Below are 17,041 nucleotides of genomic sequence, written 5' to 3' on the forward strand. Positions count from 1 at the left end.
AGCCGGCGAATGTCGATACCCGAAGCCGAGCGGTTGACACTGATAGCACAGTGGTGGCAGCTACTGGTCACCAACTGCCGGCTGGTGACACCGGCGCCACAGGCACAGGAACTACTCGTGCGCATGGTCGATGAACTGGCCACCGAACCGTATACAGATCTGTTCGACGTAGCGATGGGTGCACGGGTAGTGGATGCATGGACGATCGCCGGTCTGGCCCATCCGGTTGCGCCGGCCGCCCGGGAACACCTGCCGTGCCCGGTGGCCGTGCATTGCTCGCCCGCTGTCGCTGACCGACGGGTGGCCTGGTTGCTCGCTGCTACCGGCAGCAGCCGGCAAACGCAACTCCACCGCGACGCGCGGTCAGGGGCGGCAAGCAGTCGACCACGCGCAGCGGCAGGCGTGCCACGCGGGCGAGGAACGGTTCCGAATCGTCTTCGACAACGCCGCGATCGCGATCGCCATCGCCGACACCGCGGGCATACTGCTGGACACCAACCCGGGCTTGGCCGGGATGGTCGGCGCCCCGGTCGAGGCCTTGCGTGGTACCTCGGTGTTGCGGCTGGCACACCCCGAGGACCGGGCCGAGATCCACACGCTGATCGCCGGTACCCTGGTTGCAGCACGCGGAGGCACGGTGAAACTGGAGCGTCGGTTCGTTCGTGCCGACGCCAGCACCGGATGGGCCTCGCTCGCCATCACCTACGTCAAAGGAGCCGCGGGGCGCGCCGATTATCTTCTCGCGGTTGGTGAGGACGTGACCGAGCGGCGCCGGCTGCAGGCCGAACTGCGCTGGCAGGCGCGCCACGATGGGCTCACCGGCCTGCCCAACCGGCGCCACCTGCTCGAACGGAACCACGCGCTGACCGCCACGGCCGCCGATCACGACCGGGTCGGATTGTGTTTCGTCGATCTCGACGGATTCAAACAGATCAACGACCGCCACGGTCACCGCATCGGCGACCAGGTCCTGCTCGCCGTCGCTACCCGCCTGCGCGAGAGCCTGCCCGCCGACGACGCCATCATCGCCCGGGTCGGCGGCGATGAATTCATCGTCCTCGTCTGGCCGCCGGCCGACGAGCCACGCATCACCGCCGTTGCTGACCGGCTGATCTCGGCGCTGGCCACCCCGATCACCGCCGGTGAACACCAACCGCGGATCTCGGCCAGCATCGGAGCGGTGACCACCAGCGCCGACACCCCGGCCACCGACCTGCTCGACGCCGCCGACCGCGCCCCCTACCACGCCAAAACCAGCCGCAAAGACCAATGGGTACTGCACACACCCGATAACCCACACACCAGCGAGCACGATGCGTGAACCGCACTGAAACGAAGCATCTGCCCGACATGGGCAGTTCGTACTCGCCAGTCACAGTGTTCAGGGACCAACCGCCACACGGAGAAAGCCAGCCGGAAGCCCTCTCCAGGACGGTCATTCAGGATCGGCGCTGCTGTTGTCAGACGAACTCTATTACGGGACTTATAATCTTCCAGATTGACTCTGCGCCACGTAGATGGTTTGTCGCACGCCTCGCGACGAAGTGATGATATATCCGCGGGGTCCTTCGTAGGCGAGGCCCGCACGCAGCTGTTCGGCGACTAGCGCGGCTCGGCACCGCCACAGGTCCACGCTGCGCGGCCTTCGATCGACCTCACTCCCACCCAGGTCAGGAATTCCTTAACGGCGGTGTCCGCACGCACGGGCGGCGAAACGCTTCTTGGCCGCGAGAATCGGCGAAGATCCTTTCTCAGCGGAATCCGGGCCGGGGAGCCCAATATTCGAGGGTGTGAGAACAGTTGCAGTCCCCGCTCGCATTGTGATGAGCGATCCGTTGCCGCACTCACAGTCACTAGCAAGGGAGGTATTCTATCGATGCGATAGAGCGGCGTATTGAGAGTGCCCGATGGTGGATTCTGATTCCTTCAAGACGCAACGTGATCTCGGCACTGATGTGGTCGCGGAGTTGCGTGCTTTCGGGTTGGAGGACGCCGAGGAGATCGGGCGGGGCGGTTTCGGTGCCGTGTACCGCTGTACTCAGTCTGCTCTGGATCGCACGGTGGCGGTGAAGGTCCTGACCTGCGAGCTCGATGAGAATCGGGAGCGTTTCTTTCGCGAGCAGCGGGCGATGGGTCGGCTGACCGGTCACCCGAATATTGTCGGGGTGCTTGAGGTCGGCGAAACCGAATCCGGTCGGCCATATTTGATGATGCCGTACTATCCGCGGGGTTCGTTGGACGCGCGGATCCGCCGCGATGGCGCGTTGTCGGTGGAGGAAGTGCTCCGGCTGGGGGTGAAAATGGCCGGTGCGCTGGAGACGGCCCATCGCGCGGAGATTCTGCATCGGGATGTCAAGCCGGGAAACATTCTGCTTACCGACTATGGCGAGCCGGCCTTGACCGATTTTGGTATCGCTCGTCTAGCCGGGGGATTTCGGACAGTGACCGGGACGGTCACCGGTTCGCCGGCGTTCACCGCTTTGGAGGTCCTCGGCGGGGACGCTCCGAGTCGTGCGTCGGATGTGTATGGACTGGGTGCCACGTTGTTTTGTGCGGTCACCGGTCATGCGGCGTTTGAGCGTCGCAGTGGTGAGCAGGTGGTGGCACAGTTTCTGCGGATCACGACCGAGGCGGTGCCCGACTTGCGCGAACGTGGAATCCCCAACGATGTGTGCGCGGTCATCGAGGCCGCGATGCATCGCAAGGCGCAGGACCGCCCCACGGCCGCGGCGTTCGGTCAGCAGTTACAGCGGGTTCAGAGCGCTCACGGTTTCGTCGTCGACCAGATGGCGTTGCGGACCGAACCGGGCGGCGAGCCGGCTGCGCTAGGGAGCCCGGTGCCCCCATACTCGACCAGCTTGCCAGGCGGGGGCAGCGTGGGGCTGCGCGAGGTTACAGGGAACCTGCCGCTTGAGCTGACCAGTTTTGTAGACCGGCGGACCCAGGTGGCAGAGGTGAAGAACCTGCTGTCGGGGTCTCCGCTGGTGACGCTGACCGGAATCGGCGGGGTCGGCAAATCACGGCTGGCGTTGCGGGTTGCCCACAAGGTGCGGCGGGGTTTTGTGGGCGGCGTTTGGCTGGTCGAGTTGGTCGAGTTGCGTGATCCGTCGCTGGTAACCGATGTGGTGGCCGCGACCTTCGGTGTGCGCGCGCAGATGGATCGCCCGCTGCTCGAGGTGCTGGTGGAGTACCTGTCCACACGTGAGGTTCTGGTGGTGCTCGATAATTGCGAGCAGGTGATCGATGCGGTCGCGGAGTTGGTCGAGTCGCTGCGGCGGGCGTGCCCACGGCTGCGGATTCTGGCGACCAGCCGCGAGGCGTTGGGTGTCGGCGGAGAATCGGTGCTGTCGGTGCCACCGCTTCGGTTCCCGGATGTGCGATCGCGGATCTCGTTACGGGGTGCGGCTGGCTACGACGCGGTGACGCTGTTCGCCGAGCGCGCCGCCGAGGCGGTACCGGGCTTCCAGTTGGATGAGGCTAACCGCGACAGTGTGGCCGGGATCTGTGCACGGTTGGACGGGTTGCCGCTGGCGATCGAACTCGCGGCCGCGCGACTGCGCACGATGTCCACCGAGCAGATCCAGGCACGGCTGACCGACCGGTTCACCTTGTTGACCCGCGGCTGCCGGGGCGCCCCGACTCGGCAGCAAACACTGGCGTGGTGTATCGGCTGGAGCTATGACCTGTGCGCACCAGCCGAGCAGCGGCTGTGGGAACGGTTGTCGGTATTCGCCGGTAGTTTCGAACTCGACGCCGCCGAGGACATCTGCGGCACTGACCTGCCCGGCTCGTTCCTGGATACGCTCACCGCGCTGGTCGACAAGTCCATCCTGATCCGCGAGGAAGCCGAACACGCGGTCCGGTTCCGGATGCTCGAGACCGTGCAGGAATATGGTCTATACAAGCTCACCGAGGCGGGCCAGGACGCGCGACTGCGCCGCCACCACCGCGACTGGTACGAGCGGCTGGCCCTGAACGCGGAAGCGGACTGGGTCAGCCCCCGCCAGCTGGAATGGATTGCCCGGATCACCCGCGAGCTCCCGAACCTGCGCAAGGCACTGGAGTTCAGTATCTCCGAGCCGGACCGAGCCGGGCTACGGACTGCCGCCGCTCTGCATAGTTTCTGGGCCTCGAGCGGGCGGTTCAGCGAGGCGCGCCACTGGTGCGACCGCACGCTGGCTTGTACGCCCGATGCGCCTGCGGCGGACCGAGCCAAAGCCCTCAACACCAGCAGTGTGTTCGCCGCGCATCTGGGTGACCTTCAGGCCGCAACCAGCCGCATAACCGAGCTTCGCACCCTTGCCGAGCAGACGGCCGACCACACCATTGATGCCCTGCTCGCCTACGCTGACGGGTACGCCGCTCTCAGCAATGGTGAAACGGCTCGCGCGGAAACCCGGTTGAACGATGCCCTCGAAGCAGCCCCCGAGAGTCGAATCTTACTTCGCTTGAGGGTACTGGTCGCACTCGGCTGGCTCTACGCGCTACAGGGCGATATGCCAGGCGCCATCGGCTGCCTCGAGGAAGTACTGGCTACTGGGAATTCTCATGATGAGATCGTGTTCCGGTCGATGGCACTGCGGCCCATGGCATTTGCCGCGTGGCGGCAAGGTGAGCGCGAGCGGGCGGCGCAGCTGGTGGAGGAGGCTATCCGGTTGTCGCGCCGGGTGGTTGATCCGCTCGCTGCGGTCAGTTTGGAAATTCTGGCCTGGAGCGCGGCCGAGAACCGCGACGCCCGTCGCGCGGCCGTGCTGCTGGGCGCCGCGCACGAGGTCGGTCATGCGGTGGGTTCCAGCATCATCTTTCCACACCTGCTTGTCTACCATGAGGAATGTGAGCGCCGCATCCGCGACGTACTCGGCAAGGGAGGTTACGAGTCGGCCTACCGTGAGGGTAGCGGGATGAGTTTCCAAGCGGCAGTCGGCTTCGCTCTGGGTGAGCAGGATCAATCCGTGGCATCAGCCGATCGTGGACCTGCGATTTTGACCAAGCGTGAGCGCGAAGTCGTCGACCTGATCGTAGAGGGATTGACCAACAAGGAAATCGCTGCCCGGCTGGTAGTTTCGCAGCGCACGGCGCAGGGACATGTGGAGCACATCCTCACTAAATTGGGATTCACCCGGCGGGCACAGATCGCGGTATGGGGCGTAGAACATTCCCCCGACAAGCTCACCTGATGCTGTGTGTTCTTCAAGGGTAGCGTCGCCACCTGGGGTAGGACCCCCCGCCGACCGCGATCGCCTGCCACCACTGCACCAGCAACTCCTGCTCCCACCCCGGTTGGACGTCACCAGGCTGGTACCACGGCTCGGCTCCGGACAAGTACTGGCCCGGCGGCCGGTACAAGTCGCCGTAAAACCCCGCCGCAACGTCGCCGTTGGTCAACGATGTCGCGCCTGCTAGAGCTAAGCCACTGTTCAGCGCTCGTAGCCATTCATTCAGCATCACCTCGGGACCGGATACCTGTGCTCCGATACCGTGCACCAGCACTACCTGCGCCACCCCGAACCCCCTTACATCTGTACGACCAGGACATGAACCTATCGACACACTCACTCTAGGTGTGACGTGTCGAACACGGCGTGTCACAACAGAACCCGCGCGCACATTCCTCAGGCGGAGCCCAGACGCCCGTCGTACCTAATCGATAATCGGCCATTACCGCGCGCTTCGGATGACCTCGCCAACCGTGGCAACAACCACGTGCCCAGCCAGATCCTGCCAAGAGGTTGACGCAAGACAATCAAGCCTGACCGCGGCGAACCGAGACGGAGCTATCGATTAGCTAACCAGCTGCACCAAACACCCACAGGCCGTGCCAGAGCACCGCTGGCCCAGAAATCCCGGCGCGGACGGCATTCGATCACAACGGCCGCCGATAGTTCTTCGCCGAACGGCGACAGCGATCGGAAGTATGCGCGCCGAGCAGAGCGGCCATCGAGAACAAGCCGGTGCCCCAGCGGCGGCGTTGTTCAGTAGCGGCGGCTTGAATCAATCGGCAGAACCCACAGCGGTCCCGCTACCGTGGTCAACCGGATGTTTGGATTGACTCGTATCAGTATTTGCCCATCCTCGGCGCCCTGGGGAAGATATCGCCAGCCCGCCGGAACACGAAGACGCGGTAGCTCCGGGCGACGCGGGTCGTGCTCGATCACCCGACCCCGCAGGAAGAAATACGTACCGCGCAACCTGACCTGATCTCGCTCCGACAACGCCTCGAGACCGAACGTCAATACCTCGGCATGACGAAACGCCGCGGCGTACATATCGCCGCTGCGATGCTGCGGCTCAGCCATCCACGGCAAACTGATTGCCGCGCAACCTAATCACCGTAACCGTCAACGAAACCCGGACTGCGCGAGACTGACTGGTGAACGGATCGCTCAAACGGCGTGGACCGAACCTGCGCTCTCGCTTTCACTGGAGCGAACTCAGCCGCCGACACTGTTTGGCCGTTGTGCTGGAGACCTTGTCGGTGCCCCTCCGCATCGTATTGTGGGTATAGCCGAATTCCGACCTCGTCGGCGTAAGCATGAGATCCCTTCTTTCAGATAGGAATTACAAGTTGACTTCACCCGTTTCGCCCAGTCCGAGTCGAAGTCCCCAGTCTGCATACGTGATGAGCGAGATGCTCGCCCCGGTGCCTGTTCCTGCTCGCCAGTCAACGGTGGCACCTCTGGCTTGGGGCCTGACCTTCCTGGTGCTTTTGCTGTCCTCGTTGCTGATCGCTGCGCTCCCGTTGGCCGAAATGGCTCATCAGCGATCCAGTAACCGTGGCACGATAGTGGGTGTGACGATGCTCTTCGTCATGTTCGGAGTGCCGTCATTGGTGGCGTTCGGATCAGCGGTATCGAGGGCGCGGTCGAATCGGCGGCGGTAAGGGTAGCCCACCGCTTGAGCGCACGTGAGCTTTGCGAAGTCAAATCATGTAGAGCCGCCTCCACATCACGAGTGCCGTTGCGTTGCAGGCAGTTTCACGGAACGCAACGGCCGAAGCCAGTCGGCAGCGCGTCCCAGACTTTGTCTCCCTCAGCAGCTGCTGCGCTCGACGGCTAACTGTGTTTGTTGCCGCAATCGACGACGGCAACAAAGACAACAGCCGGTGGTACCGGCCGGACGCACCCGAGCACTATCGCCGCATCCCACCGATCACCATCCACCCAGCACGGGCACCCGCAACGAACTCCCGATACCACGGACTCCATGCGGGGTCACTCAGCACCATTCAGCCGGTCTCTCTCTGAGTCGGTCAAGCGTTCAGGCCGTGGACAATTGGCGAAGTACACACCTTCCCGCCATTCGCGCCACTTCCCCGCGGCGCTTAAGCGCCCCTCGGCGGTATATCCATCGAGACAGAACGACGCCAGCTCGAATTCTGGATCTTGCGGATGTTGACTCATACAGTGTTGGACGCGGCACGCGGGACCCTGGTTCCCGCAGCCGCGTAACCTCGTCTATATGTCCGACAGAGCATGTGCGGGCGCGGATTTCAGGAGGGGAGATGGGTTACGCCATCCCACTGGGCGACAAGGCTGACTATGCACTCGCCAAGAAGATCTTGACCCACCTCACCGCCCACGCAAGCGGTAAAGCAGCCAACGATCCCGAGTGGAGTTCTCGCCTCGAGGACTACACACAACGATTGGCCGACCTGAAACCGACTGACCGTGAAGCGATCGACGTGGTGCTGACGCACGACAGTGCGGTCTACAGGGAACTCACAGGCTTGCGCTGATGTCCAGCTCGGCGCCTGCACCGTCATCTCCGATGCCTTTGGAGGTGGCCGAGCAGATTTTCACCGAGCACATCATCCGCTGTCTGCTGTCCGGGGCGTTCCCTGAGCACAGTCCCCGCGCCACTGTCCTCATCGGCCACCCCGGCGCCGATGTCACAACCTTCGCGCGATCGCTGGCCGATGCCGCCGTGGATGCTCGCCCAGTCGTGATCAGTGTCGAGGACTTTCGCGGCTTCTATCCCGATTACCTGGCTCTGCTATACGGGCCTGGCTGGGAAGAAGCCAACCGGAACCAGGTCGACTTCGAGGCTCACCGCTGGCAGAACATGGCCGTGGAATACCTGCACGGCATTGGTGCGAGCATGATCATCCACGGCGTCTCCAGCCGACAAACGGCCGCCGATATCGTGGATCGGCTCGCCACCGCCCCGCCCGAAACCGCACCGTATGAGGTCGAATTCGCCTTCCCCGCGACCTCGGATGCCGAGATCGATCTGCTCAGGCTCGAAAGCCACCAACGCACCTACGAACAGCTCGGGCACAGCAGCTACCGCAGTGACGAACCTACCGCCCCCCTGCAGACCCACATCCTCGACATCGCCCGCTTCGCCGAAACCGAATCGGGCGTCGGAATCGTCACGGTCTACACCGGATTCGACCACGATCTAGTCGTTCGCCGCCACCGCGGCCAAACCGGCGACTGGATCCACGATCAGCTGCCAGGCCCACCCCAGATCCGGGGCGCGCAGATGATGTCAGTGGCTGAGGTGATAGCGAAAACGCGCGATCTGAACTGGAACATGGTCCAGACCCAGGACTGGCTCACCCTCGCCGCGAGCCTGAAGTTTCGGCTCGACACTGCGCTGCTCCCAGTGCTGAACCACACGCGCGAACTAGCTGAGCCGCGAATATTCGCTCCAGCCCGTGATCAGCGCTCGGCCTTACCAGCGGTGACCTGGGGTCGCTACCAGCTGGTCACCACATGGCACCTAGACGCTGTCGTGCACATGCTCCAGCATCACCCGCGTGTGGTCATCGGCGTGCTGGACCCCGCCCACCAGCCAGATCAGTCCGTGCAGCCGCCGCCAGAACATGCACATTTCTACCGCGAACGCAACCGCGCATCGGCCCCACAACTCAACCCGATGACCGCTCATGAGGTAATCGCGATGTGGAACGCGGCACTCATCGGTGCTGATCTTCACCATCGAGTCACCGTGATACCAATCGGGCGGCCCGAACTGGACCCGACCGTGTTCAACGAACTCTTCAAGGTAGGCGAGTACGACGCCATGCTTCCCGACGGAGGAGCCGACGTCGAGCCCACAACAAGCCAACACCAACACTATTCGCAGATCCTGCACCGCATTATCTACTCAGCCGACTCCTCGATCGACCTCGACGGCGAGCTGCGAGCGTTGTTCGAGGAAGGAAACGACGCCTGGAAACGACATGTGCCCCGCGGCGCGTTGGAAGTCTTTCAAATCGTGAATGGAGAAGATCGACTTCTCAGGTCCGCACCGATCGAGGCGATCCATTTCCATGCCCAACCAGCACCCAGTGGGGCAGCCGCCCGGATCGCCGCCATCGTCCAGGACGGTTTGCTCCCGCACACCGACCCCACCACGTCCGCAGAGGGCGACCATCCCCGACGACGCTTCATCGACACGTACTACGCCTTCGGCACATCGAACGACTTCGCGACAACAATCGAGGCGGTCCTGCCCTCGGCCTTCGACCGCCCATGGACCACCGACAGCACACGATCACCGCAAACCGACGGCCCAGCGACTCCCGGACCCGAACGAGGGCAAGACCTTTGATTCCCCGCAACACCGACTGGGGAGGGTAGCGTATTCGAACCGGAGGGAGGCGGAGAATCGAGCGCCACCAATGATCTTAAGGGGCTGGCCCCCACAGTCTTTCGCCTTCGGAGGCCAAGGCCGTCTTCGGCCCCCGCCACCTCATCTCGAACGAACCCGCGGGTCACTGTGTCGGCATCCTGAACGAGGTTGATCCTGATGTGGTTCGCAACACCGTCGTGCCCGTTATGGGTTGGGACGTGGCGCCCGTACTGGAGGACGCACCGCCGGTGGTCGTGTTGTTCACCAGCTACGGCGGAGTACGGCACGCTCATCTTGAGCCGGTAGAACTCACCGAGGGTGGCCGGATTCTCCATACACCGGCTGTGGCGCCCGGCTGGAACTTCGCGGGCGACACAGATCGGACCGCCGACTTCGGCGAGTTTGTCACAGACATGCCGAACTATCCGGCTCCCGACCTGCTGCGCGATCGATCACTATTCGGCCACCCGGCATCGACGCCTACTCGAACGGCTATGGACGCGCGAAGGCAAGGCGTGGCCCTCTATGACGAAGCCAAATACCGATTCGCCCGATCCGAGGCCGCGTCCCGATTCCGGGCAGCCAAGGAATCCACCGGCACCACGCTGCGCCGCATCCAGGGCCTGGAAAACAGCTACGCGATATCAACCGATTGCTCAGCAGCCAACACTGCTCCGAACACGCCCTCTTGGTCTATGCCGCCGACATATTCGAACGTGTCGAGGAGATCGACTACTGGCACTGGATCATCGAGGAATCGGGCGCGAAGGTCTGGGGCCCCGACGATTTCGACATCGGGGACTTCGTCCAAATCAGCCGAGACTCCTGGCACGAGATCGTGCGCGTCAACGACGCGACACTCTCGGTGATCGGCCCTACGACCTCGGTCCGATCCACACCGCGGCCGCCAACACCTCCTGGGCCGCCTCGCACGAGCACCTCAGACACTGCCCTACAACAAGATCCACGGTCGCATGAGCGCCGCGCAAGCATGCACGACTCGCCAACCGTCAGCGTCACATAGGTCCGCAACGGATCCCGATCTGCGCCATTGGATCGGATTCCCGACGCGTATCTGTACGAGCTTGGTTCCGGCCGCAGGCACCGACCGCCGACATCTACCCGATCGACTTCACATCGTGCCCGGACCAGCACGGCAATGAATACGACGCCGCGAACATCCAGCCGCTACACGACAAACCGAGCGTTTGAACACGCTTCGACGACGGACAGGGTCTCCTCGACGCCTGGCTCCACGGCGATGTCGCCTCCCCCGGACTCACCGCCCACTGGATCGGATGCGCCGTCGACGATCTCAATCGCGACGAACTCGTCCAGAACTGTTCCCGCGACGACCCGCCGCCCGACACCCCCAGGTGTTCGCTGACCCACCGCTCGCGGGCGTCCCCGTTGCACACCAACACCGGCAACAAGACCGCCAGCGATAAACCGGCCGCTATCGGCTGGCGCACCACGACCTATCCAACCGCCACTGCTGTCAGGTTGCTGCCGCATCACGGCGCGCGCGGCATTCGGCACTGGGGCCGGGCTGGCATCGAAGCCGCCGAGGCCGAGACGCAAAGCGCGCGACAGCCCGCACCTGTACTCGGTTCGCCCACGCCGTCCCGGGCCCGACGTCCCTATGGTCAATCCCGACATCCGGTCTGCCCAGATTTGGGCTCTTCTCCGAAATATTGAGTAGCCGAAAGCATTTCGTTTCCATGATTCACACAGCATCCGCTCTCGACCCCAGGTTGCCCGGCCCCGCCGCCGACCCAATCCGTGTCCCCGCCGAGCCCGGGACCCTCATCGCCCGCTGGCCGATCGGCCCCCTCGACCCCGGAGGCCGACAACCCCACGCCGAGCTCCGCCTGACCTACGAAACCCACACCGCTGAAAGCAACTGCTACACAGCGACATTGGCCGCAATCCACACCAGCAGTGACGGCACCACCAACTACACCGTGGGCGCCCCGACGATTCTGGTGTACCAGCGCCCTGGCGCACGCTTTCGGCGCGTCCAACTCGAACGAAGCTATCAGCGGGCGCTGACGGTGCTGCGCGAGCGGTTCATCCACGACCGCCGTGTCCGCGAGTACTTCGCCCCCGCCTCTCGAGTGTTCACCGAACCCGAAGCACCCACAACAGTTCCGCAGACGATCCGTGTCGCGGTGCGCACCACCGCCACTGAATGCGACGACGCGACATGGGCGATCTGCACATGCTCCGTCGCCGCTCTCGGCGACTCCGGCCTCGAAACACAACAGATCCGGCGGCAAATCCCAAACGGGTACTCCGGCGACGTCGTCGTCTTCGACACGGCAGAAGGGTTCGAGGCGGGTTGCTGCACCTGGTCGCGTTTCAGCGATCAGCCCGACCCGCAGTTAATACACGGCAGCGAGCGCGCGCAGGCTCGTGCAGAGCATCGCGGCTGCGAACACATCCTGTTCGGCACATCTTCACATGGCTGGGCCGACAACTCCGACGGCTACATGGGCGAGGCGATCGGCACCATCACCATGTGGACGTTGCAGTCGCTGGATTGGAGTGCTGCAGTCGTTCGCACCACAGCCGAGCGTGATGTCGTGGCCGTGTTGGTGTTCCGCGGCGGCGACCACGAGACTTTGCTCGACGATGGGGACTACAGCGGAAAAGCACTCATCCACGCCGTCCCCTATCCGAACATCGCCGAGGCCAAACGTGGCGCCACCGCGTTGATCGTCGACCTACTGACAGGGCAATATCCCGGCGAGGCTGGTGTGGGGCTCCCCGGCGTTGTTTGACATGTTCTTGTCGATCATGCTGGCCATAGTGATCATCGGTTCGGCGATCGTCATCGCCCTGATCTTCCTGTGATCCTGTTCCCCCGCAGCGGCACGAGAGGCCAGCACGCTCAACGCACCGCGTCTGCATCCTGAATGCCCGACACCACCGGCGACGAAAGAACTTTCAGTGTCGGCTAACACTCCGCGCAACCGCGAAGGCCGCCACCGCACTCGCTTCGACGCCACACGATGCCTCGCCCACGTCGCTCCTCGAGCTCACGCCCGGCCAACACACCCCGCAACCGCCCACCGACCGACCGACAAGGATCACCGATGAGCACACCCCCAGAAACTCCGCGACCGACCCCGAGCTGTCGCGTCCAGCCAGATCCGCACCGACTACTACTACCGAACCATCACCACCACCGAACTCGGTGGCCACCAGCAAGTGCCCATCATCATCGGCGCCGCCTCGATGACGACGGGGCCAACACTGTGGGGACAAACGGCCGCGGCCCTCGACGACTGGGGCACCCACGTCCCGCAAGGCTTCTTTGCATGCCCCGCCACACCTTTCGCCATCGACTACGAGGCCGGACCCGTATGAACTACACCAATCACGCAGCCCCACAACCGAACCCGAATACCACAGACACCCCACAACTGCACACTACGACCCCTAATCCAGCGACAACGGATCCACTCGCCGACGATCGGCGCCTTGCGTGGGTGTATTTGTCGCAGTTGTGCCTGGGGCCATGCGCTGAGCTGTCGGAGCTGATCGCCTTGGTCGGAGTGCTCGAAGCCGCCCGCGCGGTCCGCGACAACGATCTGCCGCGCCCACTTCGCAGGCGATCGCCGGATCGACACACCGCCGACGCCGCCGAACGGGATCTGGAGCGGATCGAGCGTCTCGGTGGCCGCGTGGTCACACCTGAGGATCCGGAGTTCCCGACGTGGAGGATGCTCGCGCTGAGTCAGCTTGACGCAGACGAGGACCCTACTGCAGCAGGGCCTCTCGTGTTATGGGTGCGTGGCTCGCAATCGCTGTCTGCGCTGACCGAACGAGCGGTTGCCATCGTCGGCGCGCGCGCCAGCACCGCCTATGGCGAGAACGTCACCGGAGAAGTCGCCGCCGAGATGGCCACACAGGGCTGGACGATTCTCTCCGATGCTGGGTATGGCATCGCCGCCGCCGCTACCCGCGCCGCCCTCGCTGCCGGAGGCACGACCATCGCGGTTCTCGCATGCGGCATCGACCGGCCCTACCCCTCCCAGCACGAACGGCTTCTGGCCCATATAGCCGAGGAAGGGCTCATCGTCAGCGAATACCCACCCGGCACCACGGCGAGAAAGGAGCGCTTCACTACCCGACACCGTATCCTCGCTGCCTTGGCTGACGGAGTCGTCGTGGCAGAAGCCGGTCTACGAAGCGGCACCCGCAACACGGTGCAATGGGCACGGCGCCTGGGCCGTCCAGCTCTCGCAATCCCCGGTCCAGTCACCTCCGCGACCTCCGCGGGCTGCCATCGAATGATCCGCGACGGCCGAGCAACGCTCGCCACATGCACCGACGATGTCCACACCGAACTCACCCCGCTACGTCTGGCGAGCGCAGCCGTAACGAGCAACACGCACATAAGGATGCCCTGATGGCGTCGCTGATCAACATCCTCGATGGAAATTTCGCCAGCCACATCCCAGGTGGCAACCACCGCGTGCTCAACCGGGTTGTCCAGTTCACGATGCCGGTGCCATATTCGCGGGCCGAAGACCTCGCGCCGATCGCCGAGATCGCTCACGCCACAAGCGGGAGTGAATAGCGTGCATAGATTCGAACCCGAACATGTCGATGTCGGAGGTGGACGCTCATATACCGTCGAATTCCCGTACGACCTCGACGCCGATAGCCCGCGCATCTGCAACAACACAATCCTCGTTGTGAACCGCGGTGGCGATGTTTCCCAGGATGAGGCCGACAAGGCCGACGACAGGTCAACGCTGGAGGCTCACGCGCTGCTGCACTTCCTCGACGAAGTGGGCTGGTCGCGGCTCGACCAGATCGAGCGCCGATTCAACATATGGCGTGCGATCACGGGCAGTAGCTTCCAGCTGTTCACCGGCAGCGACTACGCCACTGCGCATCAATCGGATTGGTTCCACTACCTCATGCTCGCGGAGTCGGCCGCCGACGCCGAAGGCGACCTGGCGGTGTGCCGGACGTGGCTCGGTGGCGAGGTTTTCGGGTGGGTGCTGCTCAGCCCGAACGGCGAACGCGTCGAGTCCTGCTTCGGCTACTACACGATCGAGCCGGCCGAGGAGGACTGGCGGGCCGCGCTCGAAACCGCCGAAAAGGAAGCGATCCAAGAGGCGAGCATCGTCGGCGCGGGGTTCGTCGGGCTGATGTGAGACGCGGCGGGTGCTGTGCGTGCTTGGCAGAGCACCCGCAGCACAGACACGGCTAACCACTACGCCTAATTGCGCGATGCGACGGCGACGGCGTGATCATGCAGGGCGGTGTTGCTGCATCGATGGCTCGTCCTTTGTGAGCGGGCTATTCGACTCCACCGAAGGCACTGACGGCCGCCGATCCGAGCGGGCCGCATTGCAACGCTGCGCGGCTTTGACCCTCGAACCCTGAGCCTCGGCTGTCATCGAAACCAGATCCCGGGCCCGACCCACCGCGAGCATTCACCTCCTGTTCCTCGCACCCACAGCGAGGCGTCATAACCGCGACCACCGAGGAAGGAATCCCCATCCCCCAGATCCACACCCAAGTACGCATCCTCAAGGGCACCCTCACACCTGGTGAGACGGTCGAAATGCTCTCAGAGCGAAGTGATGTCGCAACCGGGCGCCCACGCGGATGGGTGGCCATGGTCGGCACTTTCGTCGGCGACTACTACAGCCAGGAATCGGGCGGACCCTACTTCCTGTTCCGCGACGGTCGCATCGGGGAGACACGACAGCCGATGTTCGGTGTGCCCACCGACCAGTTCACCGCCGAAGCCCTCGACGCATACGGGCCTCTCGTGCGCAGCGCTCAAACCATTCACGAGGGCTGAAGGGCGGTCCGGCCTGTCCATCTACCTACCTGTTCCTCGCCCCGACCCGCGTGATCCCGACGGTTGAGGCTGGAACCGGGTCTCCCAGAACGCATAACGGAGCGCCGGCCGCACAGTGCACGCTGCGCCCACGCACCTTTGCCGCGCTCGCCGACACCAGACGCGGCTCGCGAGACGGTGCCACATGCCGCGTTTGTAGTCGCCCTGAGTTCTACGACGCGCGACCGGCCTGCACCCGTTGCCCCCTGGAAACCGACGAGCCGACCACGCTCGTCTCGCTCTCAATGCCGTCACCGTCTGCGTGCCTCGACCGGTCACTCCCTCGTTGCGAGTCAACCCCGTTCGCCGCAGCCCGCCGTCCGACCGACAGGGACCTGGTGCAGACCCTTGGACCCCTATTCCAGGAGGAAGTCCCTATGTGGACGAACAATCTTGTCCAATTCGCCCGCCTCGTCGCCGAACTGGAGGCGGCCGGGGCGTTCACCGAAGAGATCACGGACTGTGTAACCGCGTCGATGGACGTGACCTCCCAGGACGTGATCGAGCTGAAGGATCGAGCCGTCCGGATCTGGCAGGAGGCGGTAGCACGAGCGAACAGTCCCACCGGCCGTGACGATCTCGCAGCCCCGGACTGTCCAGGGCAGGCGGGCCACCCCCCTGGGGTGGGTGGCCTGTGGAGCGGGTTGTTCAAATGTCCGGTGGTATCGGATCTTTCGCCTCGGCTGTGCGAATCGTGCAGCGCTACGGCCCACAGGAGATGGTGTTGCTTTTCGCCGACACTCTTGCCGAAGACCCTGATTTGCACAGATTCTTGGGTGAGGCGGTCCAATACCTCGGTGTGCCGTTGACACGGGTCTGTGACGGCCGCGATCCGTTCCAAGTGTTCGACGACGTCCGCTACATCGGCAATTCTCGGCTGGCACCGTGTTCGAAGTGGCTCAAACAGATCCCGTGCCGACGCTGGCTCGAACAACACTGCGACCCCGCCGACACCGTCCTATACGTCGGGTTCGACGCGGTCGAGTGGCGCCGTGAACCCGGCGTCGTCAAGGGGTGGGCGCCCTGGCGAGTGGAGTTCCCGATGACCGAGGAACCGTGCCTGACCAAGCAGGACATGCTCGACGAGTGCCGCGTCGTCCACGGCATCGAACCGCCACTGCTCTACGAACTCGGCTACTCCCACAACAACTGCGGCGGTGTCTGCGTGCGTGCTGGAAAGAAACAGTGGCTACGCACATTGGAGTTGTTCCCCGAGCGCTTCGCCACCGCCGAACGCCGAGAAGCCGAACTACGTGAAAAGCTCGGCAACTATTCGATCCTCGTTGAGCAGCGGAACGGGATTAAGTCCCCCTGCCACTATCGGAGTTGCGCCGCCGCACAGAAGCCGATTCGCGGCCATCTACCGATCGGTCAACCACGCGCCGCCGATAGTCGCCGAAGCAGGCGACCCTTGGCGTCGATGCCGTGTACCGCGCACGACACCACCACCGACACCGAACCCGAGACCGAGGCTGCCCGTGCGGTTTGGCCGACTGCACCGCGCTGCGACACAACGCCGACCTGGACACCGAGCACCGATACTTCGTCGTGGTCGAGCGCCCCGAGCGCATCCGTTTCGAGCTCCACGCGCAC

The 17,041-nt window shown here is 64.0% G+C and carries 12 protein-coding genes; 9 read left to right on the forward strand and 3 right to left on the reverse strand.

Annotation, left to right across the window (positions count from 1 at the left end):
* Positions 1-193: 193 nt before the first annotated feature.
* Both ACQP2D_RS26960 and ACQP2D_RS26965 read left to right on the forward strand, forming a co-directional pair.
* A complete protein-coding gene (locus ACQP2D_RS26960; protein ID WP_433678709.1) occupies positions 194-1,321 on the forward strand; it encodes a diguanylate cyclase domain-containing protein in 1,128 nt (375 codons plus the stop codon).
* A gap of 586 nt (positions 1,322-1,907) precedes the next feature.
* Entirely contained in the window at positions 1,908-5,177 is a 3,270-nt protein-coding gene (locus ACQP2D_RS26965; protein ID WP_433678710.1) for a protein kinase domain-containing protein, read from the forward strand.
* Positions 5,178-5,972: 795 nt separating this feature from the next.
* Here the strand turns inward: ACQP2D_RS26965 and ACQP2D_RS26970 are convergent.
* Positions 5,973-6,296 carry a hypothetical protein gene (locus ACQP2D_RS26970; RefSeq protein WP_433678711.1) on the reverse strand — a complete coding sequence of 108 codons (324 nt, stop codon included), beginning with the start codon at positions 6,294-6,296 and terminating at the stop codon, positions 5,973-5,975.
* 1,205 nt (positions 6,297-7,501) lie between these two features.
* Between ACQP2D_RS26970 and ACQP2D_RS26975 the strand changes: the two genes are divergently transcribed.
* Both ACQP2D_RS26975 and ACQP2D_RS26980 read left to right on the forward strand, forming a co-directional pair.
* The gene (locus ACQP2D_RS26975; RefSeq protein ID WP_433678712.1) at positions 7,502-7,735 is read left to right on the forward strand and encodes a hypothetical protein; all 234 of its coding nucleotides are present in this window, start codon (positions 7,502-7,504) and stop codon (positions 7,733-7,735) included.
* 32 nt (positions 7,736-7,767) lie between these two features.
* Positions 7,768-9,558 carry a hypothetical protein gene (locus ACQP2D_RS26980; protein WP_433678713.1) on the forward strand — a complete coding sequence of 597 codons (1,791 nt, stop codon included), beginning with the start codon at positions 7,768-7,770 and terminating at the stop codon, positions 9,556-9,558.
* 655 nt (positions 9,559-10,213) lie between these two features.
* Here ACQP2D_RS26980 and ACQP2D_RS26985 read toward each other — a convergent pair.
* A complete protein-coding gene (locus tag ACQP2D_RS26985; RefSeq protein WP_433678714.1) occupies positions 10,214-10,390 on the reverse strand; it encodes a hypothetical protein in 177 nt (58 codons plus the stop codon).
* Positions 10,391-11,633: 1,243 nt separating this feature from the next.
* On the opposite strand from ACQP2D_RS26985, the gene ACQP2D_RS26990 reads away from it, so the two are divergent.
* The 5 genes from ACQP2D_RS26990 to ACQP2D_RS27010 all read left to right on the forward strand — a co-directional run bounded on the left by ACQP2D_RS26990 (position 11,634) and on the right by ACQP2D_RS27010 (position 15,409).
* The gene (locus ACQP2D_RS26990; RefSeq protein WP_433678715.1) at positions 11,634-12,362 is read left to right on the forward strand and encodes a hypothetical protein; all 729 of its coding nucleotides are present in this window, start codon (positions 11,634-11,636) and stop codon (positions 12,360-12,362) included.
* Positions 12,363-13,139: 777 nt separating this feature from the next.
* Complete coding sequence (dprA, locus tag ACQP2D_RS26995) at positions 13,140-13,997, forward strand: DNA-processing protein DprA (RefSeq protein ID WP_433678716.1); 858 nt, start codon at positions 13,140-13,142, stop codon at positions 13,995-13,997.
* Positions 13,997-14,167 (forward strand): hypothetical protein, encoded by a 171-nt coding sequence (locus ACQP2D_RS27000; RefSeq protein ID WP_433678717.1) that lies wholly within the window; start codon positions 13,997-13,999, stop codon positions 14,165-14,167. Before dprA ends, ACQP2D_RS27000 begins: the two co-directional genes overlap by 1 nt.
* 1 nt (position 14,168) lies before the next feature.
* Complete coding sequence (locus ACQP2D_RS27005) at positions 14,169-14,753, forward strand: hypothetical protein (protein WP_433678718.1); 585 nt, start codon at positions 14,169-14,171, stop codon at positions 14,751-14,753.
* A 467-nt stretch (positions 14,754-15,220) separates the two neighbouring features.
* Positions 15,221-15,409, forward strand: coding sequence for a hypothetical protein (locus ACQP2D_RS27010; protein WP_433678719.1), 189 nt, complete (start codon positions 15,221-15,223; stop codon positions 15,407-15,409).
* A 1,410-nt stretch (positions 15,410-16,819) separates the two neighbouring features.
* Here ACQP2D_RS27010 and ACQP2D_RS27015 read toward each other — a convergent pair.
* Positions 16,820-17,035, reverse strand: a complete 216-nt coding sequence (locus ACQP2D_RS27015) for a hypothetical protein (protein WP_433678720.1) — start codon at positions 17,033-17,035, stop codon at positions 16,820-16,822.
* Between the last annotated feature and the right edge of the window lie 6 nt (positions 17,036-17,041).

The sequence above is a fragment of the Nocardia sp. CA-119907 genome (assembly GCF_050955995.1).
In the GTDB taxonomy this organism is placed as follows: domain Bacteria; phylum Actinomycetota; class Actinomycetes; order Mycobacteriales; family Mycobacteriaceae; genus Nocardia.